The organism is Lentzea sp. NPDC006480, assembly GCF_040611995.1.
Lineage (GTDB): Bacteria > Actinomycetota > Actinomycetes > Mycobacteriales > Pseudonocardiaceae > Lentzea.
The window spans coordinates 23,660-50,554 of record NZ_JBEXPJ010000050.1 but is presented as its reverse complement, the minus strand read 5'-3'; the positions used below and the strand labels follow the sequence as shown (position 1 = coordinate 50,554).

General features: G+C 66.2%; 28 protein-coding genes. 16 read left to right on the top strand and 12 right to left on the bottom strand.

Annotated elements, in window-relative coordinates; translation table 11 throughout:
• Window positions 1-1,172 (bottom strand): cytochrome P450 (locus tag ABZX92_RS21255; RefSeq protein WP_355561880.1); only part of this gene is annotated, 1,172 nt, incomplete at its 3' end.
• 162 nt (window positions 1,173-1,334) lie between these two features.
• Between ABZX92_RS21255 and ABZX92_RS21250 the strand changes: the two genes are divergently transcribed.
• A complete protein-coding gene (locus tag ABZX92_RS21250) occupies window positions 1,335-2,624 on the top strand; it encodes a VCBS repeat-containing protein (protein WP_355561877.1) in 1,290 nt (429 codons plus the stop codon).
• A gap of 165 nt (window positions 2,625-2,789) precedes the next feature.
• A complete protein-coding gene (locus tag ABZX92_RS21245; protein WP_355561874.1) occupies window positions 2,790-5,507 on the top strand; it encodes an NACHT domain-containing protein in 2,718 nt (905 codons plus the stop codon).
• Between the two features lie 21 nt (window positions 5,508-5,528).
• Here ABZX92_RS21245 and ABZX92_RS21240 read toward each other — a convergent pair whose 3' ends face one another.
• Window positions 5,529-6,083: an XRE family transcriptional regulator gene (locus ABZX92_RS21240; RefSeq protein WP_355561871.1), complete on the bottom strand. Its 555-nt coding sequence runs from the start codon at window positions 6,081-6,083 to the stop codon at window positions 5,529-5,531.
• A gap of 57 nt (window positions 6,084-6,140) precedes the next feature.
• Here ABZX92_RS21240 and ABZX92_RS21235 point away from each other — a divergent pair, with 57 nt between their 5' ends.
• The 3 genes from ABZX92_RS21235 to ABZX92_RS21225 all read left to right on the top strand — a co-directional run bounded on the left by ABZX92_RS21235 (window position 6,141) and on the right by ABZX92_RS21225 (window position 9,691).
• Complete coding sequence (locus ABZX92_RS21235) at window positions 6,141-6,836, top strand: AzlC family ABC transporter permease (protein WP_355561868.1); 696 nt, start codon at window positions 6,141-6,143, stop codon at window positions 6,834-6,836.
• On the top strand, window positions 6,815-7,123 hold the full coding sequence (locus ABZX92_RS21230) for an AzlD domain-containing protein (protein ID WP_355561865.1): 309 nt from the start codon (window positions 6,815-6,817) through the stop codon (window positions 7,121-7,123). Before ABZX92_RS21235 ends, ABZX92_RS21230 begins: the two co-directional genes overlap by 22 nt.
• A gap of 180 nt (window positions 7,124-7,303) precedes the next feature.
• Window positions 7,304-9,691: a BREX system ATP-binding domain-containing protein gene (locus ABZX92_RS21225; protein WP_355561862.1), complete on the top strand. Its 2,388-nt coding sequence runs from the start codon at window positions 7,304-7,306 to the stop codon at window positions 9,689-9,691.
• A 33-nt stretch (window positions 9,692-9,724) separates the two neighbouring features.
• Here the strand turns inward: ABZX92_RS21225 and ABZX92_RS21220 are convergent, their stop codons facing one another.
• Window positions 9,725-11,203, bottom strand: a complete 1,479-nt coding sequence (locus ABZX92_RS21220; RefSeq protein ID WP_355561859.1) for a non-reducing end alpha-L-arabinofuranosidase family hydrolase — start codon at window positions 11,201-11,203, stop codon at window positions 9,725-9,727.
• A gap of 183 nt (window positions 11,204-11,386) precedes the next feature.
• Window positions 11,387-11,827, bottom strand: a complete 441-nt coding sequence (locus tag ABZX92_RS21215; protein WP_355561856.1) for an Lrp/AsnC family transcriptional regulator — start codon at window positions 11,825-11,827, stop codon at window positions 11,387-11,389.
• A 74-nt stretch (window positions 11,828-11,901) separates the two neighbouring features.
• On the opposite strand from ABZX92_RS21215, the gene ABZX92_RS21210 reads away from it, so the two are divergent.
• Together ABZX92_RS21210 and ABZX92_RS21205 are read left to right on the top strand one after the other, a co-directional pair.
• Complete coding sequence (locus ABZX92_RS21210) at window positions 11,902-13,089, top strand: PLP-dependent transferase (RefSeq protein WP_355561854.1); 1,188 nt, start codon at window positions 11,902-11,904, stop codon at window positions 13,087-13,089.
• 140 nt (window positions 13,090-13,229) lie between these two features.
• Window positions 13,230-14,576 (top strand): amino acid permease, encoded by a 1,347-nt coding sequence (locus ABZX92_RS21205; RefSeq protein ID WP_355561883.1) that lies wholly within the window; start codon window positions 13,230-13,232, stop codon window positions 14,574-14,576.
• A 55-nt stretch (window positions 14,577-14,631) separates the two neighbouring features.
• Here ABZX92_RS21205 and ABZX92_RS21200 read toward each other — a convergent pair whose 3' ends face one another.
• Window positions 14,632-15,084: a helix-turn-helix domain-containing protein gene (locus ABZX92_RS21200; RefSeq protein ID WP_355561851.1), complete on the bottom strand. Its 453-nt coding sequence runs from the start codon at window positions 15,082-15,084 to the stop codon at window positions 14,632-14,634.
• A 79-nt stretch (window positions 15,085-15,163) separates the two neighbouring features.
• On the opposite strand from ABZX92_RS21200, the gene ABZX92_RS21195 reads away from it, so the two are divergent.
• The 4 genes from ABZX92_RS21195 to ABZX92_RS21180 are packed head-to-tail and all read left to right on the top strand — an operon-like array spanning window position 15,164 to window position 17,508.
• The gene (locus ABZX92_RS21195) at window positions 15,164-15,754 is read left to right on the top strand and encodes a dihydrofolate reductase family protein (protein WP_355561849.1); all 591 of its coding nucleotides are present in this window, start codon (window positions 15,164-15,166) and stop codon (window positions 15,752-15,754) included.
• Window positions 15,751-16,119: a PPOX class F420-dependent oxidoreductase gene (locus ABZX92_RS21190; protein ID WP_355561846.1), complete on the top strand. Its 369-nt coding sequence runs from the start codon at window positions 15,751-15,753 to the stop codon at window positions 16,117-16,119. Before ABZX92_RS21195 ends, ABZX92_RS21190 begins: the two co-directional genes overlap by 4 nt.
• 10 nt (window positions 16,120-16,129) lie before the next feature.
• Window positions 16,130-16,762 carry a pyridoxal 5'-phosphate synthase glutaminase subunit PdxT gene (gene pdxT / locus ABZX92_RS21185; protein ID WP_355561844.1) on the top strand — a complete coding sequence of 211 codons (633 nt, stop codon included), beginning with the start codon at window positions 16,130-16,132 and terminating at the stop codon, window positions 16,760-16,762.
• Window positions 16,759-17,508, top strand: coding sequence for a YebC/PmpR family DNA-binding transcriptional regulator (locus tag ABZX92_RS21180; RefSeq protein ID WP_355561841.1), 750 nt, complete (start codon window positions 16,759-16,761; stop codon window positions 17,506-17,508). The genes pdxT and ABZX92_RS21180 overlap by 4 nt, the downstream gene beginning before the upstream one ends.
• 53 nt (window positions 17,509-17,561) lie before the next feature.
• Here ABZX92_RS21180 and ABZX92_RS21175 read toward each other — a convergent pair whose 3' ends face one another.
• The gene (locus tag ABZX92_RS21175; RefSeq protein ID WP_355561838.1) at window positions 17,562-18,122 is read right to left on the bottom strand and encodes a TetR family transcriptional regulator; all 561 of its coding nucleotides are present in this window, start codon (window positions 18,120-18,122) and stop codon (window positions 17,562-17,564) included.
• A 59-nt stretch (window positions 18,123-18,181) separates the two neighbouring features.
• Here ABZX92_RS21175 and ABZX92_RS21170 point away from each other — a divergent pair, with 59 nt between their 5' ends.
• The gene (locus ABZX92_RS21170) at window positions 18,182-18,988 is read left to right on the top strand and encodes an SDR family NAD(P)-dependent oxidoreductase (RefSeq protein ID WP_355561835.1); all 807 of its coding nucleotides are present in this window, start codon (window positions 18,182-18,184) and stop codon (window positions 18,986-18,988) included.
• On the opposite strand, the gene ABZX92_RS21165 is transcribed toward ABZX92_RS21170, so the two are convergent.
• Window positions 18,960-19,124: a DUF397 domain-containing protein gene (locus tag ABZX92_RS21165; RefSeq protein ID WP_355561832.1), complete on the bottom strand. Its 165-nt coding sequence runs from the start codon at window positions 19,122-19,124 to the stop codon at window positions 18,960-18,962. The two genes, ABZX92_RS21170 and ABZX92_RS21165, sit on opposite strands and share 29 nt — an antisense overlap.
• Window positions 19,121-19,957: a helix-turn-helix transcriptional regulator gene (locus ABZX92_RS21160; protein ID WP_355561829.1), complete on the bottom strand. Its 837-nt coding sequence runs from the start codon at window positions 19,955-19,957 to the stop codon at window positions 19,121-19,123. Before ABZX92_RS21160 ends, ABZX92_RS21165 begins: the two co-directional genes overlap by 4 nt.
• A 103-nt stretch (window positions 19,958-20,060) precedes the next feature.
• On the opposite strand from ABZX92_RS21160, the gene ABZX92_RS21155 reads away from it, so the two are divergent.
• Together ABZX92_RS21155 and ABZX92_RS21150 are read left to right on the top strand one after the other, a co-directional pair.
• Window positions 20,061-20,561 (top strand): DUF4262 domain-containing protein, encoded by a 501-nt coding sequence (locus ABZX92_RS21155; protein ID WP_355561827.1) that lies wholly within the window; start codon window positions 20,061-20,063, stop codon window positions 20,559-20,561.
• The gene (locus tag ABZX92_RS21150; RefSeq protein WP_355561825.1) at window positions 20,558-21,025 is read left to right on the top strand and encodes a GNAT family N-acetyltransferase; all 468 of its coding nucleotides are present in this window, start codon (window positions 20,558-20,560) and stop codon (window positions 21,023-21,025) included. The genes ABZX92_RS21155 and ABZX92_RS21150 overlap by 4 nt, the downstream gene beginning before the upstream one ends.
• Before the next feature lie 360 nt (window positions 21,026-21,385).
• Here ABZX92_RS21150 and ABZX92_RS21145 read toward each other — a convergent pair whose 3' ends face one another.
• Entirely contained in the window at window positions 21,386-22,048 is a 663-nt protein-coding gene (locus ABZX92_RS21145) for a glycoside hydrolase family 75 protein (RefSeq protein ID WP_355561823.1), read from the bottom strand.
• Window positions 22,049-22,133: 85 nt separating this feature from the next.
• Complete coding sequence (locus ABZX92_RS21140) at window positions 22,134-22,697, bottom strand: TIGR03086 family metal-binding protein (protein WP_355561820.1); 564 nt, start codon at window positions 22,695-22,697, stop codon at window positions 22,134-22,136.
• Window positions 22,698-22,845: 148 nt separating this feature from the next.
• Between ABZX92_RS21140 and ABZX92_RS21135 the strand changes: the two genes are divergently transcribed.
• On the top strand, window positions 22,846-24,315 hold the full coding sequence (locus ABZX92_RS21135; protein WP_355561817.1) for a peptide MFS transporter: 1,470 nt from the start codon (window positions 22,846-22,848) through the stop codon (window positions 24,313-24,315).
• Window positions 24,316-24,480: 165 nt separating this feature from the next.
• On the opposite strand, the gene ABZX92_RS21130 is transcribed toward ABZX92_RS21135, so the two are convergent.
• Together ABZX92_RS21130 and ABZX92_RS21125 are read right to left on the bottom strand one after the other, a co-directional pair.
• Window positions 24,481-25,761: a cytochrome P450 gene (locus ABZX92_RS21130; RefSeq protein WP_355561814.1), complete on the bottom strand. Its 1,281-nt coding sequence runs from the start codon at window positions 25,759-25,761 to the stop codon at window positions 24,481-24,483.
• Window positions 25,762-25,792: 31 nt separating this feature from the next.
• The gene (locus tag ABZX92_RS21125) at window positions 25,793-26,386 is read right to left on the bottom strand and encodes a TetR/AcrR family transcriptional regulator (protein ID WP_030470246.1); all 594 of its coding nucleotides are present in this window, start codon (window positions 26,384-26,386) and stop codon (window positions 25,793-25,795) included.
• Between the two features lie 179 nt (window positions 26,387-26,565).
• On the opposite strand from ABZX92_RS21125, the gene ABZX92_RS21120 reads away from it, so the two are divergent.
• Window positions 26,566-26,718: a hypothetical protein gene (locus tag ABZX92_RS21120; protein WP_355561811.1), complete on the top strand. Its 153-nt coding sequence runs from the start codon at window positions 26,566-26,568 to the stop codon at window positions 26,716-26,718.
• Window positions 26,719-26,895 lie beyond the last annotated feature (177 nt).

Below are 26,895 nucleotides of genomic sequence, written 5' to 3'. Positions count from 1 at the left end.
GGCCGCGTTGCCGGACGGGGTCGGGGCCAGGCCGCTCGGCGTGCACCTCGAAGGGCCGTTCCGAGCCGCGTGATCACGACCTTCATCTCCAGCTGCGCGAAGTGTTCGCCCAGGCAGCGGTGGATGCCGCCGCCGAACGCCTGCAGCGCCGCCGCCGGTTCGGTGAGGAACCGGTCCGGCCGGTACTCGCCGGGATTCTGGAACACGGCCGCATCCCGGTGCGACACACCGGGATGCAACATCACGGTCGCGCCGCGCGGTATGACGTAAGTCTCATGTGGAATGTCCACAGTGGCTTTGCGGGCGAGCACGGCGGTCACCGGGTGCAGCCGCTCGGACTCCTTCAGCGCCCGGCCGAGGAACGCCTCGTCGCCCACCCGCGCCAGCTCGTGCGGATGCCGCAGGAGATCGATCAACGCCCAGGCCAGATGCCCGGTCGTGGTCTCGTGCCCGACCCACACGAGCATGACCACGAGATCGACCAGCAAGTCGTCGTCCCGCAACGGCGCGTTCGCCATCAGCTCCAGGAAGTCCGGTTCCTCCGCCGGGATCGCGCGTCGCTCGGCCACCAGCGCCGACGTGATCCGCCGCAGCCGGTCGCGCGCACGGTGGCTCCGCAGCAGATGCGGTGCGGGCACCCAGCCGGGCAGCAACGGGTCCATGCCGCCCGCGAACGCCCGGAACTCGGTCAACAGCCCGCAGAACCGCGCGGCCGCGTCGTCGCCGAGGAAGAGCGACGTGGCGATCTCGATCACCAGCGGCCCGAGCAGGTCGGTCAGCTCGACCGTGCCGGTGTCCGGCAGTGAGTCGATGAGCGCGTTCGTCCTGCGGTCCATCTCCGCGACGTGCAGCCTGACCCGTCCGCCGGCGAACTGCGGCGCCAGCACCGCCCGTTGCCTCAGGTACTCCTCGTGCGGAGCGAGCCAGAACGTGTTCTGCCCGAACATGTGCCTGAGGAACCGGTAGGACTCGCGGATCGACAACCGCAGCGCGTCCGACTCGGCGTGGAAGAACTTCGCGTTGTCCTGCCCCAGCAACACGATCCCCGGCCCGCCCGGCAGCCGCACCGAGAACATCCGGCCGTGCTCGGCCTGTCCGCGCCGCACCAGCTCACCGGGGTCGCGCAGGAACTCCAGGGTGTGGCCGAGCAACGGGCGTGCTCCGGAAACCACGGGCGGCAGGGTCACCACCGGTGTATAGCGCCCCGATGATCGCCCGGCCAAGGAGTGGAACGGGAGCCGGTCGAGACGTGTGGAGTGCGTGTAGGGGCCGTGTAGCCCGCCTCCCCAGGCTCAGCGCCAACCACTCGACAGGGGAGACCAACCGTGAAAAGGATGCTCGTAGCGCTGAGCGCCGCTGTCATCTCGTTAGCGCTCGTTGTGCCTGCTTCCGCCGCACCGCCGACGCCCGCGTTCGGCGCGGCGATCGACAAGTACGCCACCTACGTGGGCCAGACGACGTGCGACCCGGACGCCAAGCCGGGCGTGGTCGGGTTCCGCGACCTGCTCAAGGCCGAGTACGGACGGGCCGACCTCGGCATGGTCCGTGCCTGCGACTCGGGCGGCCAGAGCGAGCACAAGGAAGGCCGCGCGCTCGACTACCCGTTCGACGCCACGAACTCCACCCAGGCCGCGCAGGCCGCCGATGTGATCAACTGGTTGCTCGCGACCGACCAGTACGGCAACAAGCACGCGCTGGCCCGGCGGCTCGGCATCATGTACATGATCTGGAACCACAAGATCTGGAAGGCCTACGAGGCCTCGTCCGGCTGGCAGGCCTACAGCGGAGAGTCGCCGCACACCGACCACATCCACTTCAGCTTCAGCTGGGCGGGCGCGCGCAAGCAGACGACGTGGTGGACCTCGGCGCGCAGCCTCTCCGCGGAGAGCGTGAACGGCGACCGCTACGACGACCTGCTCGCGGTCGGCCCGGACAACACGATGCGCCTCTACCCCGGCACGTCGACCGGAAAATTCGGGGCGTCTGTTGAAGTGGGACCGGGCTGGTCCGCGTCGTTCAACCGGATCGGCGTGGGCGACACGAACGCCGACGGCTTCGCGGACATCATCGCCACCGACACCGACGGTTCGCTGCACTACTGGCACAACTCGGGCCGCGGCACGTTCACCAAGCTCGCCAACTCCGGTTCCGGGTGGCAGACGCTGGAGTGGTTCGCGGTGCTGGACGTGAACGGCGACAACCGCGCGGACATCGTCGGCCGCGACGGCGGGCGGCTCTACTGGTACCCCGGCGAGGGCTCCGGCAAGTTCTCGGCGCGGATCTTCATCGGCGAGGGCTGGGCGTCGTTCCCGCGCTTCGTCGGCGGGGATGCTGATGGTGACGGCGACGGCGACCTGTGGGGCGTGAACACGGCCGGTGAGCTGTTCTTCTGGGAGGGCAACGGAAACGGCACCTTCTCCAGTGGGCGTCAGGTCGGTGCCGGGTGGGCCGGGTTCTCCGGTCTGAACGTGCTCGACGTGAACGGTGACGCTCGCGCGGACATCGTGGCGGTGCGGTCGAGCGACTCGACGTTGTGGCGGTGGGGTGGAGAGGGCGACGGCACGTTGTCCACGGCGGTGCAGGTCGGCTCCGGGTGGAGCGGCTTCCGGCCCGCCTTCTACTAGAGCTCAGATCGTTGGGTGGCCTGCTCACAGGGGTGATCGGGCCACCCATGACCAAGGTGAGCCATCAAATGGGTGAACCTGATGCTTCGTCGTAACGAGCAACGGCCGCATTTCGACCAACGTGTCGTCGAACACCGTCATTGATGACAGCAACAGAGGTGACCAATGAGCCTGCTTTCGTTCCCGGTCATCTCGTCGTCTGGCGTGCTTGTAGCGCTGGTTACCTACATCTATCAACGTCGAAAGTATGCCAAATCGGTAACGCGAGCTCTCGGACTGGAGAAGTTTCCCACTTACGTTGTTCGAGGTGTGGGTTACCGACTTGCAGCATATTTGCGTCCACGCCTTGCTGCGAGACTGAGCCTGCGTGACTTCGCGATCAACCGGCTGGCTGCAAGCTCGGCAAAAGTGATGGTTCCGGCCGCAATTCCGGTCGAGTTGAACCTTGACCGCATGTTCGTTCCGCTCACGGCTGTTTCCTCAGAGCATGGAAGGGTGTCGGCCGTTCAGGTGGCTCACGGTGACGAGTATCGACGGGTACTTCTTATCGGAGACCCTGGGTCCGGAAAGTCGACGCTCGTCAAGCGAATATATCGAGACATCTGTCAAATCGCAATCATTGCCAGGCAAATTGGACGAATTCCAGTTCTCATCGAATTGAAGAACCTCGATGTGCGCACCGGGGTCGAGGGCGGTGCTGAGCGCCGTAGTCTTCTTGATATTGTCAAATCGCATGTCACATCGGTTCAGGCGTACTCTGGCGAGGATCTATTCGAATCGTTTTTGAACGATGGCCGGGTTACGGTCATGCTTGATGGCCTGGATGAGGTCAAGACAAGCGATTTCGACAAAGTGTCGGAAGACATAAGTTCTTTTTGTGAGGAGCTCGGGCGCAGAAACCCAAAAAATCAAATAGTGCTGACCACCAGGCGCCAGCTGTATGTCAATCTTCCGGAGGAATTTTCTTCGAAGTTCGAATCGCATCTCACGCTGGAGCCGTTTACTCCTGATGATATGTACGAGTTCCTGAGTAAGTGGCCTTACAAGTCTCATCCACATCGCGAGTTGGCTAGAATATTTGCCAACCTTTCAGCGCAACCAAATATTCGGAGTATGTGCCAGACGCCGCTCATCCTTGCGATGTACGTGGCTACTGATCAAATAACGGGTGGTGAGGAGCTCCCTGAAACGCGACCGGATTTCTATAGGGCTGTCACCGATGAACTTCTGGTTCGGCGTCGTGGGCGTCAGCTCGGATTGACTACCGGCTTGAATCTCCTGCGCCGGAACCGTCAGCAGATTCTCGGTCGACTTGCGCTCGAACACTTGCTCGATGGGAAGCAGTCTCGTAATACCTTACGCTTCGACGCTGCAGTGCGGATTATTAAGGAGGTCAACGAGGGAATCTCGGATTTCGAGGCTGGCCGTCTTTTGCGTGAACTTTCGCGTGACACGGGATTGTTTACCGAGGAGAAGCGAGAGGAAACTCTCAGATTTGTTCACCTGACTTTTTGTGAGTTCCTCGCCGGCCAGTTCATCGCGCAGGGTGCCGTTTCTTCCTGGTGCACAATTACGTCCAATGTGGAGAATGGCAATGAGGCAATGGACTCGAGGCGGGCCGTAGAAAGATTCTCTGAGGTTATAGTCTTTGCAACCGCCCTTGAGGATAATAGACACATACGGAGAGAAAGGGTTCGGTGGGTTCTTGAGCACGGTGGCTGGGATCTGGCTTTGCGGGTGATATTGGATACCCAGCCGTATGATGACGGCTATGCAGTCGACAAGTTGATGGAAATAGCTGAATCGGTCGCCCGCTTCCATTCTAGTGATAGAAACGAGCAGTGGTTTCACCTGCTTCGCCAGGTAGCGGTTGTTCTGCGAGATCGCGAGCTTGTTGACGGGGCGACAAGCGATGTGCAGACTAACTATCTCGCAAGGTTCTTCATGCAGGCGGCAAATGAGTCCACCGCCGAGCTCAAGAACCTTATTCTGCCATATCTCAGGCTAGATCCTGCAGGGGCACTTCAGTTGATCTATTCAATGGGTGAGGGCGCGGTTTCGGAATACTCGCCACTTCTCATCAAAGCGCTTGACGAGCCTGCGGTTCTAGCTCACGCATTGGCGCAATTCTCCATTGCTGAAGAGGGCGCGAGGACGTGGGGTCGAATCCTCGCTCTCGGGTCCATTCATCATAGGAGCGTACTGCGGCGTCTTCGTTTGATGCAGGTCGAAGAAATACTGGAACGCAAGGCTTCGGCTGCAGCCGGACGCCGTAATGGTTGGCATCGTTGTTGGCTCACTCGGGGTAGCGTATTGGGGGAGGTTCTAGAGGCGGGGATTGCATGGCCAGGAAGATCGGCCCTCTTGGCGGCAACTGCCACTATTTCTCCGCGAAGAAATAGAGCTACCGACATGTTGGCATGTGTATCGATAGGTGCGGTCGTTGGTGCAGTTCTTACTTCGGTTGCAGTGGCCGGGGTGGGATACCTTCTAGCCCCTATGCCGATTGTGTATGCATGCTTAGTCGCTGTTGGCTTGACACTGTCTTCGATAACCGTTTCGGCGTTTCAGAGAAACAGCTGGTGCGGGACTAAATCTCTTTTGCGATACTATGATTCGACTGCCTCTCGAGTTCACTCAGAATCCGCCTCTGCTATTGTTTCGATGGCGGCTCGAAACCCCTCCGTTTCTACGCTTCAGCTCATGCGTATTGCGCGAGGTGAACCGCATCCGGAAGGAATCCGCTTCAGCTGGCGGGAGCGTTTTAAGCTCGCCCTGCCGGCAGAGACAATCATTTGCGCGAACTCACGTATGTCGTTAATTAGGTACATGACGCCGTATCTTCTCATGGCGGACCTGAATGATTCGGAACTGAGTGATTGAACCTCTCTCGTGTCGAGAAAGTCAGGCCGTGTGCTCCATGACCATCATCGCGGTCGTGCCCGGCTCGAGCGCCTTGCAGATGTGCGGCAGATCCCCGGGATAGACGATGTAGTCGCCGGGCCCGAGTTCGACCGGGTCCTCGGCGAGGCCGGCCAGGCAGCGGCCGGAGGCGACGACCATGTGCTCGACGCTGCCGGGCACGTGCGGCTCGGACTCGCGGGCGCCGCCGGGTTCGAGGGCCAGCCAGTAGATGTCGTGCTTGGTGCCCGGACGGCAGGCGGCCAGCAGCGTGGCGGAGTAGTGCGCGCGCTCGGAGTGGATGACCGGGCCCTCGCCGGCTCGGATCACCTGGACGCGCGGGACGGCGGGTTCGACCAGGCGGCTGAACGGGACGCCCAGGGCGACTCCGAGGGCCCACAACGTCTCCACGCTCGGGTTGCCGGCGCCGGATTCCAGCTGGGAGAGCGTGGACTTGGCGATTCCGGCCTTGCGGGCCAGGTCGGAGAGCGACATGCCGGTGCGGTCGCGCTCGCGGCGGAGGTTGGCCGCGATGAGGTCGAGTGGTGCGTTCGACACAGAAGTCCATCCGTTCGGCTTGACGAACACCCGTTCAGGTGTTCATCGTAATGGGTGATGCGTTCGATATGGCGAACCCTTGATGCTGTGCTTCTGCGTGACGTGGCCGCAGTCGCATTAGGTGCCGCGGTGACCGGCGCTTCGTTCGGCGCGATCTCGGTGGGCTCGGGCCTGCCGTGGTGGATGCCGGTGCTGATGTCGCTGGTGATCTTCGCGGGCGGCTCGCAGTTCATGGCTGTGGGCATCGTCGCCGCTGGTGGCAGCCCTGCCGCTGCGGTGTTGGCCGGCCTCGTGCTCAACGCGCGGCACCTGCCGTTCGGGCTGGCGATCGGCGACGTGCTGGGCAGGAACCCGCTGGCCAGGATCGTCGGCAGCCACCTGCTGATCGACGAGTCGACGGCCTTCGCGATGGCGCAGAAGGATCCCGCGAGAGCGCGTGCGGCGTACTGGGCGTGCGGCGTGTCGTTGTTCTTCAGCTGGAACGCCGGGGTGCTCATCGGGGCGCTCGCGGGGCAGGCGATCGGGGATCCGGCGACGTTCGGGCTGGACGCGGCGTTCCCGGCGGCCATGCTCGCGCTGACCCTGCCTGCTTTGAAGGACGCCTCGACGCGCAACGCGGCGCTGGCCGGTGCGGCGATAGCGCTCGCGACCACGCCGTTCCTGCCCGCGGGTGTGCCGGTGCTGCTCGCGCTGGCCGGGTTGCTGGTGTTCAAGACCAAGAAGGAGGAGCCGTGCCCGTCGCCGCAGTCCTGATCCTCGCCGCCGGCACGTTCGCGATCCGGCTGGCCGGGCCGCTGCTCAGGGACCGGTTCACGCTGCCGGAGAAGGTCCGCGAGCTCCTCTCGGCGTCGGCCACTGTGTTGTTGTTGGCGCTGGTGGCGGTGTCGGCGCTGACGAACGGGAAGCAGTTCGGCGGCTGGGCGCTGGCGATCGGTGTGGTGGTCGGCGGGCTCGCGGCGTGGCGGAAGCTGCCGTTCATCGCGGTGATCGTGCTGGCTGCGGCGACCACGGCGGGGTTGAGGCTGATCGGTGTCGCGTGAAGGGCTGTCGTTCGTTCTTGGGGGCGGTTGAGCGTGCCGGAGTGGCGATCATGGCCGGGTTGGGGCTGATCGGCGTGGTCGCTCGCTCATGGGTCGGCGGCGAGGCGCACTCGGGTGGCATGTGGGGGTGCGATGCCCTCGCAATAGGGGGCTGATGGGCGACAGGCCTCAGATGGACCCATGGCTGCGAAACCTGGACTGGTCGGGCGGGACCGGGAGACGACTCGGCTGGCGGGTGCGCTGTCGGCGGCGGCACGTGGCGACGGGCATCTTGTGGTGGCGACCGGGGGACTGGGGGCCGGCAAGACGGCGCTGCTCACCGTGGCGCGGGAGCTGGCGGCGCAGCGGGGGTTCACGGTGCTGGCCGCGCGGGGGAGCTATCTGGAGCGCGAGCTGCCGTTCGGGCTGGTGAGCAGGCTTTTCGTGTGCGTGCAGCCAGGGGACGAGGTGCAGCACCTGCCGCGCATCGCAGCCGCGCTGGGGCAGTCGGACCAGCTCGCCGAACCGGGGCCGGTCACGTTGCCCGAGCTGCACGTCCTGCACCGGGCACTCGCGCGCATGGCCGGCGAACGGCCCGTGGCGATCGTTGTCGACGACGCGCAGTGGGCCGACCAGCCTTCGCTGCAGTGGCTGAGCACGTTGCCGCACCGCATCGAGCACCTGCCGGTGTTCGCACTGGCGGGGATCGGCGCGGGCGAGGTGTGCACCGGGCCGCAGACGCTCGAAGAACTGCTCGCCGCGAGCACCAGCGAGATCCGGCTGGACGAGCTGTCGTTCGACGGCGTGCGCGCGCTGGTCGAGCAGGAGCTGGGGCGTCGGGTCGACGACGAGTTCGTGACGCTCTGCCGCACGCAGGCAGGCGGCAACCCGTTGCTGCTGCTCAACCTGATCCGCGCCTACCCCGGTGCGACCGCGCCGGCGTTGCTGCCCACGGTCAACGTCCGGCTGCGCCGCCTCGCCCCGCACGCCCCCGACGCGCTGCACGCGCTGGCCGTGCTGGGTGGCGAGGTCACGTTGCCGCGCGTCGCCGAGCTGATCGGCACCGAAGCGTGCGAGCTCGCCGGAACGATCGCCTCGCTGCACCGGATGGGCTTGTTGAGCGCGGCCGGATCGCTGGTGCATCCGTTGGTGCGCAACACACTTCGCGAAGAACTGACCATCACCGAACGCCAGGACCTGCACGCTGCCGCGGCCCGGCTGCTCACCGAGACGGGCGCGTCGGCCGAAGCCGTGGCCGAGCACCTGGCCGAGACTCGGCCGCTGGGCGAGGAGTGGGCGACCGAGGTGCTGGTGTCCGCCGCCGGACGGGCCCGCGCGCGCAACCGGGTCGTGGACGCCGTCCGGTATCTGCGCAGGGCGATGGACGAGCCGGGATCTCAGGATCTGCTGGCGGAGCTCGGTGAGGCGGAGTCCTATGTGGATGTTCCGGCCGCCGTGGACCACTTGGGCGAGGCCGATCCCGCGCACCCCGCGCTGCCGGGGCTGCTGGCGTTGCTGGGGGAGGAGCCGGAGTTCGAACCGGACGCGGTCGGCGACCCGGACGTCGTGCCCACCACGCCATCGGAGTTCGAGCCCTACCTGCGGGCGATCACGCTCATCAGGACGCGTGGCGAGCTTGCGCCCGCTTATGCCCGTGCGGACCGTGCGTTGACCATCGCACGCAGGTGGCAGCACCGGCCGTGCGTCGCGGCGGCGCTCACGGCGCGTTCGGCCTGCCTCAGGGATCTTGGACGACTGGCGGCCGCGGAATCCGATGCGCGGGAAGCACTGGCGATGCTCGAAAGCTGCGGGGCGGCGCGCGTGTCGACGCCGACCTTCGCCGCGCTGACCGAACTTTCGCTGGCCCTGCTGGACATGGGTGATGTCGAGATGGCGGCGCAGGTGTTCGAGGTCGTGCCCGGCGAGGTGCCGGATCTGTTCGGCGCACCGGCACTGCTGGCCGCGCGCGGCAGGGTGCGGATCGCGGCCGAGCGGCGCAAGGACGGCGTGCGTGACCTGCTGGACTGCGGCGAACGACTCCGTGCGCGTGGTTGCGACAGCACGTCGTGGCGGCTTCCTCTCGGAGGCGACCACCTGGTCGCGGAGGAGTTCTTGGCGCGCGCAACGGGCGCGGTGCTGCCGTTGGCGGCCGTGTTGCGGGAACAGGGTGTGCTCAGAGGCGTGGAAGGCATTGCGCTGCTTGAAGAATCGGTCGGTCTGCTCGCTACGACGAACGCGTTGCTCGAACGAGCCCGCAGCCACTTCGCGCTCGGCCGCGCGCTGCACCTCGCCGGACGGGTCAAGCCCGCCCGCGCCGAGCTCAGGACAGCCGTCGATCTCGCGGACGACTGCGGCGTCGAGGACCTGGCCGAGGAGATCCGGCAGGAGCTGGCCGCCGGGCCGGCTGGGCTGACCGAGTCCGAACGCCGGGTCGCCGCGCTGGCGGCCGAGGGGAAGATGAACCGGGAGATCGCGGCCGCGCTGTTCGTGCAGCTGCGCACGGTCGAGATCCACCTGACGAAGGTCTACCGCAAGCTCGGCATCGACGGCCGCGACCAGCTCGCACCCGCACTCCGGCTCGCCGGCTAGCGGGCTCGGCAGCACACCGAGCCCGCCACACCGCTAGCGCTGCAACGTGAGCACGCCCGGCTTGTACGGCAGGAGGCCGTAGTCCGTGCCGTCGGAACCGGGGTCACGTCCCTGGTAGAGGAACTGCAGGTTGCAGGGATCGACGGTCTTGGTCTGGTCCGGGTTGGCGCGCACCAGATCGCCGTGGCTGATGTCGTTGGTCCACGTGGCGCCGCTGTTGGCCTTGCCGGCGAACGGGTTGCTCTCGGTGTCGGCCTGCGGGGTCCACGAGCCGTTCAGGCTGGTGGCGGTGAACGAGCGGAAGAAGCGTCCCCTCGCCCCGCGCGCCTCGACGATCATGAGGTACTGGTTCTGGTCCTTCACCTTGTAGACCTCGACCGCTTCGAACAGGTTGGCCTCGGTGTCGCTCATGATCTTCGTAAAACTCGCGCCGAAGCTACCGGGGAAGTTCCCGATGGGCATGCTCGCGCGGTAGATGTTGCCGAGGTCGTCGGCGAAGAACAGGTACATGTTCGTGCCGTCGCCGATGATCGTCTGGTCGATCGGCGCTCCCTTGGCGAGGGTGCCGGTGAACAGCTGCTGCTGCGCGGACCAGCTGTTGGGGTCGGCGGGGTTGGTCGAGGTGCGGTAGGAGAAGGTGTCCGGCCAGCCCCACTGGTAGGCGAGCACCCAGATGTTCTTCGGGGCGAAGTAGAACAGCGTCGGCGCGACGGCGCCGAACGACATGGAGTTCTGGGTGGCGGTGCCCATGTCGGACCAGTTCGTGAACGGGCTGAAGCTCGTCGACTTCCAGGCCGTTCCGGTGTCGTGCGTCGTGGCGTAGACGAGGTGCTGGCCGTTGTAGACGACGTTGGTGAAGTCCTTCAGCGACACCCAGCCCGACTTCGGGTTCGCGAGCGGGCCGGTCGACGTCCAGCGGTACGTCGACGGCAGCGCGCAAGTGCCGCCACCTCCGTCGACCCGGACGAGCTGCCACTGCTGGTTGCTGCCGTTCCAGTCGCTCCACTGCACCACGGCGGCGCCGTCGGCGGCCGAGGCGCCCTGCACTTCGACCGCCTTGCCGCTGTTGCGGTTGAGCAGCCGGACGTATCCGCTGTCGGAGTCGGCGAGGCGGAACTGCTGGTTGGCGCCGCCGTTGTCGGTCCACTGCACCATGGCGGCGCCGTCGGCGGTCGAGCCGCCCTGCACGTCGGCGACCTTGCCGGAGTTCCGCACGCGCAGCTTGTAGTAACCGCTGCCGGCGTCCACGAACTGGAACTGCTGGTTGCTCGCGTTGCTGCGGGTCCACTGGATGAGGCTGCCGCCGTCCGCGGTGGACGCGCCGTTGACGTCGAGTGCCTTGCCGCTGCTGCGGTTCAGCAGCACGTACCAGGCGGAGGTGTCCACCGTGGCGGCCGAAGCCGCTGTCGGGACCACCGTGAGCAGCCCGCCCACGACCGCCATGGCGGCCGCCGAGGCCAAGCCGGACCGCCACCGGCGACGCCATCTCGTGCTCGCAAACCCAACCGGCATGGCAGCTTCCCTTCGTCAGGAGCGAAGTGTTAGCGCTAACATCTTCCGAGTACGACCAGGGCAGGAACTTTGGGGTGTGAGGTCGTAGAGACTGTGAGCGATAACATCCATCGCGTCAAGATGTAACCGGCAAGTAACATGACCGGCCGGTCGGGTCTGCGGGTCTGCCTGAAAGGACCGGGATCAGTGCTTGCGAACGTGCGAGAAGAGCAAATTCGTATGAACCTCTGTCACCTCTCGGCGGCTCGTGAATTTGTCGAGCACAAGCCGTTGCAGATGGCCGACGTCCGATACCGCGACATGCACTAGGAAATCTTCCGGACCTGTCACGTGGGAGAGCGCAAGAGTTTCGGGCAACGACAGCACATAAGCCATGAACGGGTCGACGATCTCCTTGGTGTGCGGACGGATCTTCAGCGCCAGCATCGCCTGCACATGCCGTCCGAGCGCGCCCAGATCGACCTCGGCGTGATATCCGGTGATCACCCCGCGCTCCCGCAACGCCCGGTGCCGCACGACCGCCGTGGACTGCGCGACGTTCACGCGTTCGGCCAGGTCCTTGTTCTGCAGCCGCGCGTCCTTCCGCAACTCCCGCACGATGGCCTCGTCGATCGAATCCAGCACGGCGAATCTCCGTTCCATCGAATCCACTGCGGTTCAGCGACCGTTCTGACGAGGAAGTCTCCACCATTCCGGCCATGACGCGCATCGAGACCATCGCAGTGCACGGCGGCCGCGACGACCTCGCGGAGCTCGGCGTGCACGCACCCCCGATCGACCTGTCCACCACCTATCCCGTGCCTGACCAGGCACTCGGCGGGGAAGCACTGGGTGTGTGGGCCACCGGCGCCGCACAGGCTTCGTCGCCCGTGTACGCGCGGCTGCACAACCCGACTGTGGCGCGGTTCGAGCAGGCGCTCGCCTCGCTTGAACACACCGAGACCGCGGTCGCGTTCGGCAGTGGCATGGCCGCGGTGGCCGCGGTGATCCAGGCAGCGTGCGTGATGGCCGGAAAGCCGCACGTCGTGGCCGTGCGACCGCTCTACGGCGGCACCGACCACCTGCTGTCGTCCGGTCTCCTGGGCGTCTCCACCACCTATGTCGAAGCAGGCCTGGTGTCGTCCGCGATCCGGCCGGACACCGGGCTGATCGTCGTCGAGACGCCGGCCAACCCGAACCTGGACGTCGTCGACATCGAGCACGTCGTCCGCCAGGCCGGATCCGTGCCGGTGATGGTCGACAACACGTTCGCGACCCCGATCCTGCAGAACCCGGCACTGCACGGTGCCTCGTACGTCCTGCACTCCGGCACCAAGTACCTGGGCGGGCACGGCGACGTGCTCGGCGGCGTCGTGGCCTGCTCGGATGTGCTGGCAGCGGCGTTGCGGCAGGTCCGGATCATCACCGGCGCGGTGCTCCACCCGTTGGGCGGCTACCTGCTGCATCGAGGCCTTTCGACGCTGCCGTTGCGCGTCGAGGCAGCCTCTCGAAGCGCTTCGATCCTGGCTGCGCGGCTCGCTGAGCACGACGCCGTGGAGTTCGTGCGCTACCCGTCCGCGTCGGTGCAGATGCGGGGGACCGGGGCCATGATCGCGTTCGGCGTGCACGGGGATCCGACGTCGATCGTGCGGCGGCTCCGGTTGGTCACGCCGGCCGTGTCGCTGGGCTCCGTCGACACCCTGATCGAGCACCCGTCGGCGCTCACCCATCGCCTGGTACCCGGTGAAGAACTGCGGGCATCGGGAGTTCCGGACAATTTGCTGCGCATTTCAGTCGGACTTGAGCATGTCGAGGACATTTGGGACGACCTGAACAACGCCCTGTGTGATGTCGCTTACGTTAAGCCTTCCCCAGGTGATTACTTGGTGATGACCGCCACTCACTAAGGTCCCAACGCATCAGCGCGTCGGGGCGCGGGAGGTTCCGACGCGAGCATTTTTCCGTTTTCGGAAGGAATCTCCTCGTGAGTTCTGTGGAAACTGATGCGGACGGCTACACCAAGTCGCTGAGCAAGCGTCAGGTGCAGATGATCGCCATCGGTGGCGCGATCGGCGTCGGCCTCTTCCTGGGCGCGGGCGGACGCCTCGCCACGGCGGGGCCGTCGCTGATCCTCTCCTACGCGGTGTGCGGCATCGCGGCGTTCTTCGTCATGCGCGCGCTGGGCGAGCTCGTGCTGCACCGCGCCGTCGCCGGCAGTTTCGTGGAGTACGCCCGCGAGTTCATCGGCCCGTGGGCGGGTTTCGCGTCCGGCTGGCTGTACTGGCTCAACTGGGCGATGACCGGCATCGCGGAGATCACCGCCGTCGCGATCTACATGCACAAGTGGTTCCCGGACATGCCGCAGTGGATCACCGCGCTGATCGCACTGGTGGTCCTGGTCGCCATCAACATGTTGTCCGTCAAGCTCTTCGGTGAGCTGGAGTTCTGGTTCTCGGTCATCAAGGTCACGGCCATCGTCGTGTTCCTCGTGACGGGCATCGGCCTGGTCATCGGGCACGCCGACATCGGCGGCAGCACCGCCTCGGTGTCGAACACCCTGGGCCACGGCGGCCTGTTCCCGGCGGGCTTCGGCGTCGCGCTGATGACCCTGCAGGCCGTGATCTTCGCCTACTCGGCCATCGAGCTCGTCGGCATCGCCGCGGGTGAGACCAAGGACCCGCAGAAGATCATGCCGCGTGCCATCAACGGCGTGGTCTACCGCATCGCGATCTTCTACGTCGGTTCCGTGCTGCTGCTGACGATGCTGCTGCCGTGGGACCACTACACCGGCACCGAGTCGCCGTTCGTGACCGTGTTCTCGGCCCTGGGCATCCCGGCGGTCGGCGACATCATGAACGCGGTGGTTTTGACGGCCGCGCTGTCGTCGTGCAACTCGGGTCTGTACTCCACCGGCCGCATCCTGCGTTCGCTGGCGCAGAAGGGCGAGGCGCCCGCGATCACCGGCAAGATGAACTCCCGCCACGTGCCCTACGGCGGCATCCTCTTCACCGCTGTCGCCTACGTCCTCGGCGTGGTGCTCAACTACGTCGTCCCGAAGGACGCGTTCGACATCGCGATCGCCATCGCGTCGCTGGGCGTCGTGTCGACCTGGGCCACGCTCATCATCTGCCAGATGCGGTTGCGGCAGAAGGCTTTGCGCGGCGAGATCGAACGGCCGTCGTACCGCATGCCGGGCGCGCCGTACACGGGTTGGCTGACGCTGGCGTTCCTCGGGCTGGTGGTCGGGCAGATGGCGTTCTCGTCCGGTGACGCCGAGCGGATCGCGTTCTGGTCCATCCCCGGACTCGCCCTGGTGCTGTTCCTCGGGTGGCGCTTCGTGAAGTCGCGCCAGCCCGTCGGACCGGCGCAGGAGCAGCTCGTCTCGGTCGACTGACCCGTCGACCGGTGATGATCACGAGCCGTCCCCTCACAAAGGGGGCGGCTCGTTTCTATTGTGCGGCCCCAGGTCCGGCGAGCACGTCGACGTCGTTGGCGTGCATGGGTTTGCCGCAGTTCGCGCAACACAGATCCACGTTGCTGATCTCCCCGCACGCGTGGTGGCGGTAGAGCACGGGCGGCCCCGCCTCGCCCGCGAGCCACTTGTCTCCCCACCCGACCATGACCATGAGCAGGTCGACCAGCTCCGTGCCCTTCGGCGTGAGCACGTACTCGTAGCGCGGGCGGTTGTCGTAGGGGCGGCGCTCCAGCACGCCGTGGTCGACGAGGTGGTTGAGGCGCTCGGTCAGGACCTTGCGGGAGATCCCGAGGTCCGCCTGGAGCTGCTCGAACCGGCTCATGCCGACCCACACGTCGCGCAGGATCAGCGGCGACCACGGCTCCCCGATGACGTCGAGCGTGCGCGCGATCGAGCACGCCATCTTGCTGAAGTCCGTCCTCTGCATGCCCCGAGTTTAGCGCTTGGGGTTCCCTTAGGGAACTAAAGACTGCTAGGGTTCCCTCAAGGAACTCAAGGAGGCGATCATGGGCAAGGTCATCAGCGCTCACTCGGTGTCGGCCGACGGGTACATCACGGGCCGCAACCCGAGGGCGGGACACGGGCTCGGCGACGGCGGGATGCTCTTCGACTGGTACTTCGACGGCGACACCCCGAGTCAGGTGTTCGACGGCTTCAAGCTCAGCTCGGCCAGCGCCCCGGTCTTCGACTCGCTCGCCGCACGGGTCGGCGCGGTGGTGACCGGCCGCAACACCTATGAGGACTCCGAGCACTTCGGTGGTGGCAGTCCGCATCCGAAAGCGAAGATGGTCCTGCTCAGCCACCGTCCGGCGCCGGAGCTCACCTCTCGCCAGACCCTCGCGACGAACGTCGAGGATGCGATCAAAACGGCTCTGGAACTGGCTGAGGGCAAGGACGTCGGCCTGATGGGCGGCGGAGTGCTGGCGTCGGCCCTGGAAGCGGGCCTCGTCGACGAGGTGATCCTGCACCAGGTCCCGATCCTGCTCGGTCAAGGACGCCCGTTCTTCCAGGCGCTGCCGAAACACATCAACCTCAACCTCGTCGAAGTCGTCCCCGCGCCCGGTGTCACGCACGTCCGTTACGAGGTGCAGCGATGATCGACGCCGACCTCCGCCGCGTGCTCGACGGCACCTCGCTCGCCCACCTCGCCACGCTGCTGCCCGACGGGTCGCCGCACTCGGTGCCGTTGTGGATCGGCACGCACGGCGACCACATCGCGATCATGACCGGTCCCGGCAGTCAGAAGGCCCGCAACCTGCGCCGCGACCCGCGGGTCGCGATCTCCCTGACGGAGGCGGACAACCCGTTCCAGCCCGTCATCCTGCGCGGCCGGGTCGTGGAGTGGCTGGAGGGCGACGCCGCCTGGGAGGTCGTCGACCAGATCGCCGAGAAGTACATCGGCGGGCCCTACTCGCGTGCCGAGGAGCGGGTGGTCGCGCTGATCGAACCGGGACTCAAATAAGCTGGTGGGCATGGTTGTCGCTGCCCCGCTCGTCATCGGAGTGCTCGCCCTGCAGGGCGACGTCCAGGAGCACCTGATCTCTCTCGCCAAGTGCGATGTCACCGCACGGCCCATCCGCAGGCCCGAGGAGCTCGACGAGCTCGACGGCATCGTGATTCCCGGGGGCGAGTCGACGACCATCTCCAAGCTGCTGGACAACTTCGAGCTGCTCGAGCCGTTGCGCGCCAAGATCGCTCAGGGCTTCCCGGCGTACGGGTCGTGCGCGGGCATGATCCTGCTGGCCAACAACGTGCTCGACGGCCGCGAGGACCAGCACCAGCTCGGTGGTTTGGACGTCACCGTGCGGCGGAATGCCTTCGGGCGGCAGGTCGACTCGTTCGAGACCGACCTGGACCTGGCCGGCGAGACGGTGCACGCCGTGTTCATCCGTGCGCCGTGGGTGGAGGCGGTGAGCGAGGGCGTCGAGGTTCTCGCTACGGTGCCCGTTACGGCTGAGGCGGGCGACGCCGCCGGTAGGATCGTCGCGGTCAGGCAGGGCAACGTGCTGGCCACGGCGTTTCATCCGGAGCTCACGGGGGATGAGCGCGTCCACCGCCTGTTCGTGGACATGGTTCGTGGTTTGACTGGTTCGGAGGAGAAATGAGCGGCCACTCCAAGTGGGCGACCACCAAGCACAAGAAGGCCGCCATTGACGCCAAGCGCGGCAAGCTCTTCGCGCGGCTGATCAAGAACATCGAGGTGGCGGCCCGCACCGGTGGTGGGGACCCGGATGGCAACCCGACGCTGTACGACGCGATCCAGAAGGCCCGCAAGAACTCGGTGCCGCTGGACAACATCGAGCGCGCCCGCAAGCGCGGCGGCGGCGAGGAAGCCGGCGGCGCCGACTGGCAGACGATCATGTACGAGGGCTACGGCCCCAACGGCGTCGCGGTGCTCATCGAGTGCCTCACGGACAACCGCAACCGTGCCGCGACCGAGGTCCGCACGGCGATGACCCGCAACGGCGGCTCGATGGCCGACCCGGGCTCGGTGGCGTACATGTTCAGCCGCAAGGGCGTCGTGATCGTGCCGAAGGCGGGCACGTCCGAGGACGACGTGATGCTGGCGGTGCTGGAGGCCGGTGCCGAGGAGGTCAACGACCTGGGCGAGGCCTTCGAGGTCGTGTCCGAGGCCGGTGACCTGATTCCGGTCCGCAAGGCGCTGCAGGAGTCGGGCATCGACTACGAGTCGGCCGAGTCGAGCTTCCTGCCGTCGGTCAGCGTGCAGCTGGAGGTCGAGGGCGCGAAGAAGATCTTCAAGCTGATCGACGCGCTGGAGGACTGCGACGACGTGCAGAACGTCTTCGCGAACTTCGACGTCTCCGACGAGGTCATGGCCGAGGTCGGCTGACCTTCCACTGCACGAACGCCGGTCACGCACGCGTGGCCGGCGTTTTTGCATTTCTAGAGGTCAGGCCATGCGCGTTGCAGCCGGGCGAACGCTGTGGCCAGTGCTGCGGGCGGGTCGGGTTCTGTGCCGGCCAGGTCGGGGATCTCCAGGACGTACCGGGCGAGCTGCCTGATCGAGAACTCGTCGGCGTTGGTTTCGTCGGCGATGACCTGGGCGAGCGCGGTTTCGCAGCTGACCCACAGCGACCTGGCGTAGGCGCGCAGGGCTGGAGTGGCGACCACGAGGTCGGCCAGCCGGGTGTCCTGCCGGGCGGGGTCGGGGTCGAACGGGCCGCGCGTCGCCAGGAAGTCGTGCAGGGCCTGGAGGATCGAGACGTTCGTCGGCCGTTCGCGGATGGCCGCCGTCAGCGACTGCTCGCGTTCGCTTCGGTCACCCAGGACGAGAGCTTCCTTGCCGCCGGGGAAGTGCACGAACAGCGTCGACACCGCCGTGTCGGCCGCCGCGGCGATCTCCGCGACCGTGACCTGGTCGAACCCGCGCTCCAGGAACAGCTCCCGCGCCGCTGCGGCCAGAGCTTCCCTGGTGGCGGCCTTCTTGCGTTCACGGCGTCCCATGCCCACGAGCATAGCCGGAATCACTCCGAAATCGGAGTCACTCCGGTTATGGTGGTGTCATGACTACTCGCTGGAACGTTCACCGGCTGCCGCGCGCCGAGGGCAAGACCTACCTGGTCACCGGCGCCAACGCGGGCATCGGCTACCACGTCGCCGAACAGCTCGCGACGACTGGCGCCACCGTCGTTCTGGGGAGTCGGAGCGCCGCGAAGGCTGACGACGCGATGGCGTCCATCCGTGCCGTGGTGCCCGATGCGCGCCTACGGCACCTACAACTGGACCTGTCGGACCTCGCCTCGTTGAAGACCTCGGCTGATGAGTTGGACAGCCTCGACGCGGTCGTGTGCAACGCCGGTGTCCAGATCGACGACGCCGACCTGATGTACGCCACCAACCACCTCGGCCACTTCGCGCTGGTCCACTGGCTGATGCCACTGTTGGTGGGAGGCCGTGTGGTCACGACCGGAAGCTTCGTGGGCAAGGACGAGCCGCCCAAGGACGCCTATGCCAGGTCGAAGCAGGCGCAGATGCTGTTCGCGTTCGAGCTCGACCGGCGCGTGCCCGAGGTGATGAGCGTGGTCAACCACCCCGGCGGCGCGCTGGACTCGCTCACGCCGCCACGGAAGTTGCTGAGCTTGCCCGCGGCACTTTTGTTGCAGGGCAAGGACGCCGGTGCATGGCCTGCCGTGCGGGCGGTGCTGGACCCGGACCTTCGAGGCGGCCAGATGGTGGGTCCGCGGGTGTTCGGGCTTTGCGGAGAACCTCGGATCGAACCCGTGCGGGGTCAGCTGGCGGACGGCGAGCTGGCTGCCCGCGTGTGGGAGGAGAGCGTTGAACTCACCGGCGTCGAGCCACGGTGTCCTTGAGGAAGGCGGACCACGCCGCTGCCGAGACGGTCAGGTGAGTGGCCGGAGCCTTGCTGTCGCGGATGCCAACGCCGTGGCCGACTTCCACACAGTTGTTGCCATCGCCGCTGTAGCTGCTCTTGCGCCAGGCAGTCATTCGAGGCCCTCCAGAATGCTGTTGATCACCGCCCTCGATTGTTCCTCATCGAGGGCGACGGCAGCGAGCGCCTTGAGGACGTTCTCGTAGAGGTCGACCGTCTCTTTGTCGTCGAAGAACAGACAGCACCGCAGGCTCTCGACGTAGACGACGGGCGGGTACTTCGGGAACTTCATCAGGCGAAAGTCGCCGGAAGCACCCGCGTGGACGCCGACCGACCGGGGCACGATCCGGATGGAGATGTAGGTCCGCACTGACAGCTGCAAGAGGCGAACCAGCTGGGAACGCCACACGTCGAGACCGCCGACCGGCAGCCACAGCGCCTGTTCGTGCACGTAGAAGGTGAATGTGCGGCGGCCTTCGAGGATCTCTCCTCGCGCGGCCCTCGCGGCGACGGTCTTCGCCATGTTCTCGGCCGACACCGTTTGAGCCTCGGCGGTGACCGCCTCGATGTACTCGTGGGTCTGCAGAAGGCCTGGAACCAAGATCATCGACCAATCGATGATCTCGTTGGCGTCTTTCTCCTGCTCGATCAGCGTGCGGACCTGGTCCGGCACGCCGTCCTCGGGCATCTGCAGCCAGACGTTGCCCGACTCGCGGAACAACTCCATCAGTCGCTCGTGTTCGGCGAGGGGTGCGCGGCAGTACGCGAGCAGGGTGGCGACCTCCAGTTCGGTCACGCCGCCCTTGCCCGCCAGCAGATCCGAGATCTTGGCTTCCTGCCAGCCGAGCAACTCGGCGAGCCTGCGCTGGGTGAGCCCCGTGCGTTCGATGATCGCGCGGACACCGTTTCCGAACTCGCGCCCCACCACGCTGGATTCTCTTTTGGGCATGGAGGAAAGCTAGGAGCCGAACCGGCGCGGGCTCCATCGTTTCGCTTCAAATCTGCCTGAAGGTGGGAGCCTTGGAGCTGCTCTAAGTCGTAGGGTGGAACCCGTGCTTTCCGACGAGGACATCGAACTGCGTGCCCGGCTGCTCTCCGCCGCCGACCGGCACGGCCACACCAACATCATCGTGAACCCCGACGCCGAGGGCCCGGGATATGTGTTCTCGGTGGGGGCGTGGCGGCGGTTCGGCGTGGCGGAGGCCGTGGTGATCGGGCTGCCGCAGGGGATGGGCGAGAACCTGATCAACATGTACGTGGTGCGGGCCAGCAACGGGGAGAGGTTCGTGCCGGGGAAGCTGTACCACAACTTCTTCGACGGGGTGCCGGTCACGTGCGAGCGGGTTTACAAGGGTTTCTACCCGGAGTTCTTCGGGAGTGCGTACCTGCTCTACGACGGGTCGGAGTTCGCGGCGATCCAGCTCATCGTGCCGACGCCGCAGGGGCAGTGGCCGTGGCAGCCCGATGCGCCGGCCGGGTTCCACGAGCACCAGATGATCCTCACCGAGAGCGGGTTGCCGGAGAGCTGGACGCCGGGGGTCACCGGGCCGTGAACGTCCACATCGGACCGATCACCGCGGAGCACGCAGGCGAGGTCCTGACGATCCAGCGCGCCGCCTACCTGGAGGAGGCCCGCCGGTACGGGGCGTGGGACTTGCCACCCCTCGTGGAAACCCTCGACGAGATCACCAGGCACCTCAAGGACGGCACGCCCGCGCTCGGAGCGTTCGACGGGCCGAGGCTGATCGGCTCGGTGCGCAGCAGGATCGAGCACGACCGCATGGAGATCGCCCGGCTGTCGGTCGCGCCGGACATCCAGGGCGCGGGCGTCGGCAGGCGGCTGCTCGAAGGCATCAGCACACTCGCGCCCGCGGAGGTAAGAGTCGTCTGGCTCTTCACGGGGGCACAGAGCGACGGGAACCTGAGGTTCTACGAGAGCGCCGGATTTGTCCGGACCCGGGAACACGAGGACGCCGTCGGTATCAGGTGCGTCACTCTGGAGCAGAAGGTCACCTGACGTTCAGAGCTCGGTCACGCGCGACTGGCAGGGTTCTGAAGCGGTCCACCCATGACCAACCACCGGTGCGGACGTCGATCACACGTCGGCTGATCCGTCCGGCACCCGCCAGCCCCGGCGCATCCGGCGCCGGGGCTGGCGCTGTGTTGGGCAACCCCCCGGAGACCAAAACGTTGTCCGGAGCACGTTGTCCGCTCAAAGCGCTTCGACACCGGACAACGATCTGCCTGTAGAAAGGCTCCTGCGGCCGGCCACTCCGGGGGGATGTGGCAGACCGCGACCGGGGGAGGAGCGCCCCGCCTCGCAGGAGGCAGAGGGGGATGCGGGACGGGGCGCTTCAAGTACTCAGCTCAAGACAGCTCAGTTCTCGTTGAGGAACTTCTGGGCCAGGGCCTCGCCCTGCGACGTGGCCTTCCCGTGGTCCTCGATCGGGGACACCTTCGAGTTCTTGAAGTAGATGTAGTGCACCGGGCCGTCGGTACCGCCGTTCTCCGGGTTCGGGTTGATGCCCAGACCCACGGCGGTGGCGTACGAAGCCTCACCGATGATGTTCGTCGGGCCCGTGTCGCCGACAACGGCGTACTCGACCTTGTTGTTGTAGATGACGGCCACGACGCCACCGCCCTGGATGCCGAACTTCCGGTAGTCCCACGTGCCGCTCGCGGACGGCACCACCACGTACGGGAGCTTGTCCGCGACCAGCGGCTTGCCCTTCGAGTCGTGGAAGGCGGTGTCCGGTTGGAACCACGGGTCGGTGTTCTTGTTGCACTTCGACGTGACCTGGCCGTCGCAGTCGACGTCGAGGTCGGCCTTGTACCAAACGGCGCCGTTCTTGCCGCAGACCGGGATGTTCGCGGACGTCTCGGTGTCGCTGCGGTACTTGCCGTTCGAGATCTGCGAGCAGGACGTGAGCTTGGCCAGCAGCTGCGACGCGCTGGGACCGGCGGCCTGGGCGGCAGGGGATGCCAGGACGGAGGCCACGAGCGCGGACACGGCGAAAAGCCCTGGGGCGAGCTTGCGCATTGCCACCTCTTTCGACAGGTAACTTTCCTGACTAAGGGCGGCGGTGGCACTACTCTGCGCAACTTAAGCAACATGCGTCAAGGGGCTAGGGCTTACGTCCCAGCAGTCCTATTAGTCGTGTTTGGTCATCTGCGTCCGGCGCGACCGGTACTGGTGAGTCGAACATCGAAGTTTCGCCCCATTGTTCGATGTTTCGCTCCACGTACGCCAGGACCGTTGAGGCAAGGTCCGGGTCGAGCCGCTCGTCGGCTCCGATCGAGCGCGCCAGATCCCACGCGTGCACGGCGAGGTCCGTCGTCATCTGCCAGCAGTACTCCTCGGCGTCGATCGACCCCCACGACACGCTCACGGACTTGGCCAGCGCGTCCGGCTCCAGCCACGCCTCGCGCGCCGCCGCGGCCGCCACCACCCAGGACACGAGCGGGTCGTCGCCCAGGTTGTCGTGGTCGAACCGGTCCCCGACCTGTTTGACGGTGCACCCGGCGAGCAACTCAGGGGCCCAGAGCTGTTCGTAGACCAGATGTCCGACGAGGTCTCTGACGGACCACTCCCGGCAGGGCGTGCCGAGCACCCACTGCTCCGGTGCGATCGCTCGCACCCGCCGGTCGAACTCCGTCATGGCCAACCCGTGCGCCTGGATCAAGTCCATCCCAGCAGTGCATCAAATCCCGCTCAATCGCGCACCCCGGCATGAGAGTTGGGCCACTCGGACGCAACCCTGATTTCTAACCGTACGAGCGTTCGGCGTAATGTGCACCGATCCGCCGTGACATCGTTGACACGAGAGGACGATGGCCGTGAGCGCCCCTAGCGCCAGCATCTCCGAGCAGGACAAAGGCTTCTTCGGGCACCCCCGGGGCCTGTCCACGCTCTTCTTCACCGAACTGTGGGAACGGTTCTCCTTCTACGGCATGAAGGCCATCCTCGGCCTCTACCTGTGGACAGCTGTCGCCGAAGGCGGCCTGGGCGTCGACAAGGCGCTCGCCCTGTCGGTCGTCGCCATCTACGGCACCGCGGTCTACATGTCCGGTGTCGCCGGCGGGTGGCTCGCGGACCGCGTGTTCGGTGGCCAGCGCGCCACGTTCTACGGCGGCGTGCTGATCATGTGCGGCCACATCGCCCTGGCGCTGCCCATCGGCATCGCGGGCGTGTACCTGGGCCTGATCTTCATCGTCCTCGGCACCGGCCTGCTCAAGCCGAACATCTCGACGGTCGTCGGTGGCTTGTACGAGCAGCACGACACGCGTCGGGACGCCGGTTTCACGGTGTTCTACATGGCGATCAACATCGGCGGGTTCGTCTCGCCGTTGATCACCGGCGCGCTCGCGGACGGCGTCGGCTTCCACGCCGGCTTCGCGGTCGCCGCGGTCGGCATGGCGCTCGGCCTGATCCAGTACCGCATCGGCCGCAAGAACCTGCGCGGATCCGCTGCCGTGGCGCCGAACCCGTTGCCCCAGGCCGAGAAGGGCCGCGTCTACGGCCTCATCGCCGGTGTCGTCGTCGTGATCGGCGCGCTGGGCGTGGTCTCGTACCTGCTCGGTGGCGTCGAGGGCGTCATCCTGATGATCAGCATCATGTCGATCGTCCTGCCGATCACGTACTTCACCGTGATGCTGCGCAGCAAGAAGACGCTGCCCGTCGAGAAGCCGCGCGTGCTCGCGTACATCCCGCTGTTCATCGCGGCGGCCATGTTCTGGCTGATCTTCGAGCAGAGCGCGTCGGTGATCGCGGAGTTCGCGGACTCGCACGTCGACAACCACGTGTTCGGCTGGGAGTTCCCGGTCGCGTGGTTCCAGTCGATCAACCCGATCATGATCATCGTGCTGGCGCCGGTGTTCGCGTGGCTGTGGCTGAAGCTCGCCGACCGCGCGCCGTCCACGCCGCGCAAGTTCGCCGGTGCGCTGGTGCTCGTCGGTCTGTCGTTCGTGCTCATGTACTTCGCGAGCAACTCGGCCGCCGACGGCAAGGTGACGCCGCTGTGGCTGGTCGTGATGTTCCTGATCATGACCTGCGGTGAGCTCATGCTCTCGCCGGTCGGCCTGTCCGTCACGACGAAGCTGGCGCCCAAGGCGTTCGCGTCGCAGACGATGAGCCTGTGGTTCCTCGCGGTGTCGGCCGGTACCGGTGTCGCGGCGCAGCTCGTGAAGTTCTACACGACGAGCCCGTCGGCGTACTTCTTCACGCTCGGCGGCGCGGCCGTGGTGCTCGGTGTCGCGCTCGCGGTGGCGGCTCCGGCGATCCGGAAGCTCATGTCCGGCGTCGAATAAAGCCTTGGAAAAGGGCGAGAGGGAGGCCCGTCGCGGCGGCGGTGCGGCGGGTCTCCCTCTCTGCCTTCAAGGATGCACTACGGAGATGTGTCATTGGGGCACGAACATTGCTCCAGCCGGGTGAAGTCGAGCACGTGCTGCGACGAATTTCGCCCCACGTCAGCTCTAGTTCACCGCCAGTGATCGTTTGGTTTCGTTCGCTCGCACCGGAAGTCGCAACGCGCCGCGAATCAGCTTCGACCGCCGGCGCGCCACCGGACCGTCCGGCGCGAGGTTCGGGAACCGCTTGAAGAGCTCGTGCAACGCGATGGCGCCTTCGATCCGGCTGAGGCCCGCGCCGATGCAGTAGTGGATGCCCGCGCTGAACGCGAGGTGCTCGCGCGCGTTGGACCGCGTCGGGTCGAACTTGAGCGGATCCTGGAAGACGCGCGGGTCCCGGTTGGCCGCCGCGAGCATCAGCATCACGGGCATGCCCTTGGGGAGCGAGACTCCGGCCAGTTCCAGGCGTTCCCTGGGCCAGCGGATCGTGTACTGCACGGGCGGGTCGAGCCGCAGCACCTCCTCGACGAACCCTTCGGCGTACTCGGGGCTCTGCGCGAGCGGTGCGACGGTGTGCGGGTTCTCGAACGCCTTCAGGACGCCGTTGCCGATCAGGTTGACCGTCGTCTCGAACCCGGCGAACAGCAACAACCCAGTGGTGGCAACGAGATCCTCGCGGCTGAGGTCCGCGTGCTCGGTGACCAGGTAGCTGACGATGTCGTCCTTGGGATTGCGGCGGCGCTCGTCCATCAGGCCGTCGATGAAGTCGTTGTACTCGATGATCGTGTCGTGCAGGTTCTTCAGCTGCTTGTGCGACCACACGCCGTCGAGCGTCTCCGCGAGCGCGCTGCCCCAACGGGCGAAGGTCGGCTTGTCGTCGTCAGGGACGCCCAGCAGGTCCGCGATGACCTGCATGGGTACCTGGGAGGCGAACTCCGTTACGACGTCGAAGTGCCCGTCGAGTCCGTCGAGGTATTTCGCGACGATCTTCTGGATGGACTCGGTGCGGTCCTTCAGCGCGCGGGGCGTGAAGAACGGCTGGACGAGCTTGCGCAGCCGGGTGTGGGTCGGCGGGTTCATCATCAGGAACGAGTCCTGCACCGGGTTGACGATCTTCTCGCCGTCCTTGACCAGCGTGATCGGCACCATCGACGCCTCGTCGAACGTCATCGTGAGGAACCGGCCGTCCCGCAGCACCGAGTCGCAGATCTCGCGGGACGTCGTGACGTACGCTCCCATCCTGCTGCGGACCATGTCGCCCTTGGCGCGCACGGTCTCGTACATCGGGTACGGGTCGGTGTGCGGCGGCGACGTGATCACCTTGGCGTACGGGTCACCGATGAGCGCATAGCCGCGCAGGAGTGTGCGCACTGCGAAGAACTGGGCGGCGGTCTTCAGCGTGGACATGGGTCCACCCTGCGGCTTACGTGAAGAAGCTTCAAGAGCTCCGACGGTGCCGGCGCACGGTTTCTTCGACGAGGTCGAGCACCGGTTCCATGTCGTCCGCGGGCAGGCCCATGGCGAGGTGCGAGACCAGGCCTTCGAGGACCAGCTCCAGGAAGCTCGTCAGGACGGTGACGTCGACGTCGTCGCGCAGGTTGCCGGCTTCGCGCTGGCGGATGAGGCGCTGGCGCGTGGCCGCGGTGAGCTGTTCACTGCGTTCTGCCCAGCGTGCCCGGAAATCGGGATCGGTGCGGAGCCTGCGGGAGACCTCCAGGCGGGTGCCCAGCCAGTCCGCGGCGTGCTCCTCGGTCCGCTTCTCCGGTTCGTCGAGAAGGTCGCGCATGACCTGGACGAGGCCCTGTTCGGCCACCACGTCGGCCATGCGCAGCGCGTCGTCCTCGGCGAGTGCGAGGAAGAGCGACTCCTTGTCGCGGAAGTGGTGGAAGATCGCGCCACGAGAGAGCCCCGTCGCTTCTTCCAGACGGCGTACCGTGGCACCCTCGTAGCCGTGGCGCGCGAAGCAGGCACGCGCACCGTCGAGGATCTGACGGCGGCGGGCGTCGAGGTGGTCCTGGCTCACCCTGGGCACCTGTAGATGGTCGCAGGGCCGGGGCGGGAAATCCAATCCGTACGTACGGATTGGACGGCTCCATCAGTGTGATCTTCCTGGGCGGTCTTCCCGGGGGATCCTCAGCCATGATCCTTTCGTGTGGATCATCGGCCGGGCCTGTGCCGACGTGCGCGCTCCCACCAATAGTCTGCTCCGCCATGGAGACGCAGGAGATCGTCAAGCTGTCGGCGCTCGCGGAGCGCCTCGGGTGGCAGCGACGTGAGTCCACAGGCGTCCACCTGGTCGATCTGCTCGTGAGCCGCACGGTCGCCGATCTCATCGCCGCACTGGCTCAGAACCGGGACCTGTAACGGACGGTGTCACGGCCTCCGGTAAGCGCTTTCCCGCACTTCGATCCGGGGATTGACAGAGGTTGTCATGCGATGGTGTGATCTGCGCGACAGACAGGAAACTTTCTATTCAATAAGTGAATTCCGCCGCCGCTAAGAGTGATCCCCCTACCCGTCTTGTGGGAGGCACAACAGTGG

Bases quoted from the DNA above. Each gene is read 5' to 3' on its own strand.
- ABZX92_RS21250 (WP_355561877.1), top strand. From the start codon at position 1,335: ATGCTCGTAGCGCTGAGCGCCGCTGTCATCTCGTTAGCGCTCGTTGTG.
- ABZX92_RS21245 (WP_355561874.1), top strand. From the start codon at position 2,790: ATGAGCCTGCTTTCGTTCCCGGTCATCTCGTCGTCTGGCGTGCTTGTA.
- ABZX92_RS21235 (WP_355561868.1), top strand. From the start codon at position 6,141: ATGCGTTCGATATGGCGAACCCTTGATGCTGTGCTTCTGCGTGACGTG.
- ABZX92_RS21225 (WP_355561862.1), top strand. From the start codon at position 7,304: ATGGCTGCGAAACCTGGACTGGTCGGGCGGGACCGGGAGACGACTCGG.
- ABZX92_RS21220 (WP_355561859.1), bottom strand. From the start codon at position 11,203: ATGCCGGTTGGGTTTGCGAGCACGAGATGGCGTCGCCGGTGGCGGTCC.
- ABZX92_RS21210 (WP_355561854.1), top strand. From the start codon at position 11,902: ATGACGCGCATCGAGACCATCGCAGTGCACGGCGGCCGCGACGACCTC.
- ABZX92_RS21205 (WP_355561883.1), top strand. From the start codon at position 13,230: ATGATCGCCATCGGTGGCGCGATCGGCGTCGGCCTCTTCCTGGGCGCG.
- ABZX92_RS21200 (WP_355561851.1), bottom strand. From the start codon at position 15,084: ATGCAGAGGACGGACTTCAGCAAGATGGCGTGCTCGATCGCGCGCACG.
- ABZX92_RS21195 (WP_355561849.1), top strand. From the start codon at position 15,164: ATGGGCAAGGTCATCAGCGCTCACTCGGTGTCGGCCGACGGGTACATC.
- ABZX92_RS21190 (WP_355561846.1), top strand. From the start codon at position 15,751: ATGATCGACGCCGACCTCCGCCGCGTGCTCGACGGCACCTCGCTCGCC.
- pdxT (WP_355561844.1), top strand. From the start codon at position 16,130: ATGGTTGTCGCTGCCCCGCTCGTCATCGGAGTGCTCGCCCTGCAGGGC.
- ABZX92_RS21180 (WP_355561841.1), top strand. From the start codon at position 16,759: ATGAGCGGCCACTCCAAGTGGGCGACCACCAAGCACAAGAAGGCCGCC.
- ABZX92_RS21175 (WP_355561838.1), bottom strand. From the start codon at position 18,122: ATGGGACGCCGTGAACGCAAGAAGGCCGCCACCAGGGAAGCTCTGGCC.
- ABZX92_RS21170 (WP_355561835.1), top strand. From the start codon at position 18,182: ATGACTACTCGCTGGAACGTTCACCGGCTGCCGCGCGCCGAGGGCAAG.
- ABZX92_RS21165 (WP_355561832.1), bottom strand. From the start codon at position 19,124: ATGACTGCCTGGCGCAAGAGCAGCTACAGCGGCGATGGCAACAACTGT.
- ABZX92_RS21160 (WP_355561829.1), bottom strand. From the start codon at position 19,957: ATGCCCAAAAGAGAATCCAGCGTGGTGGGGCGCGAGTTCGGAAACGGT.
- ABZX92_RS21145 (WP_355561823.1), bottom strand. From the start codon at position 22,048: ATGCGCAAGCTCGCCCCAGGGCTTTTCGCCGTGTCCGCGCTCGTGGCC.
- ABZX92_RS21140 (WP_355561820.1), bottom strand. From the start codon at position 22,697: ATGGACTTGATCCAGGCGCACGGGTTGGCCATGACGGAGTTCGACCGG.
- ABZX92_RS21130 (WP_355561814.1), bottom strand. From the start codon at position 25,761: ATGTCCACGCTGAAGACCGCCGCCCAGTTCTTCGCAGTGCGCACACTC.
- ABZX92_RS21120 (WP_355561811.1), top strand. From the start codon at position 26,566: ATGGAGACGCAGGAGATCGTCAAGCTGTCGGCGCTCGCGGAGCGCCTC.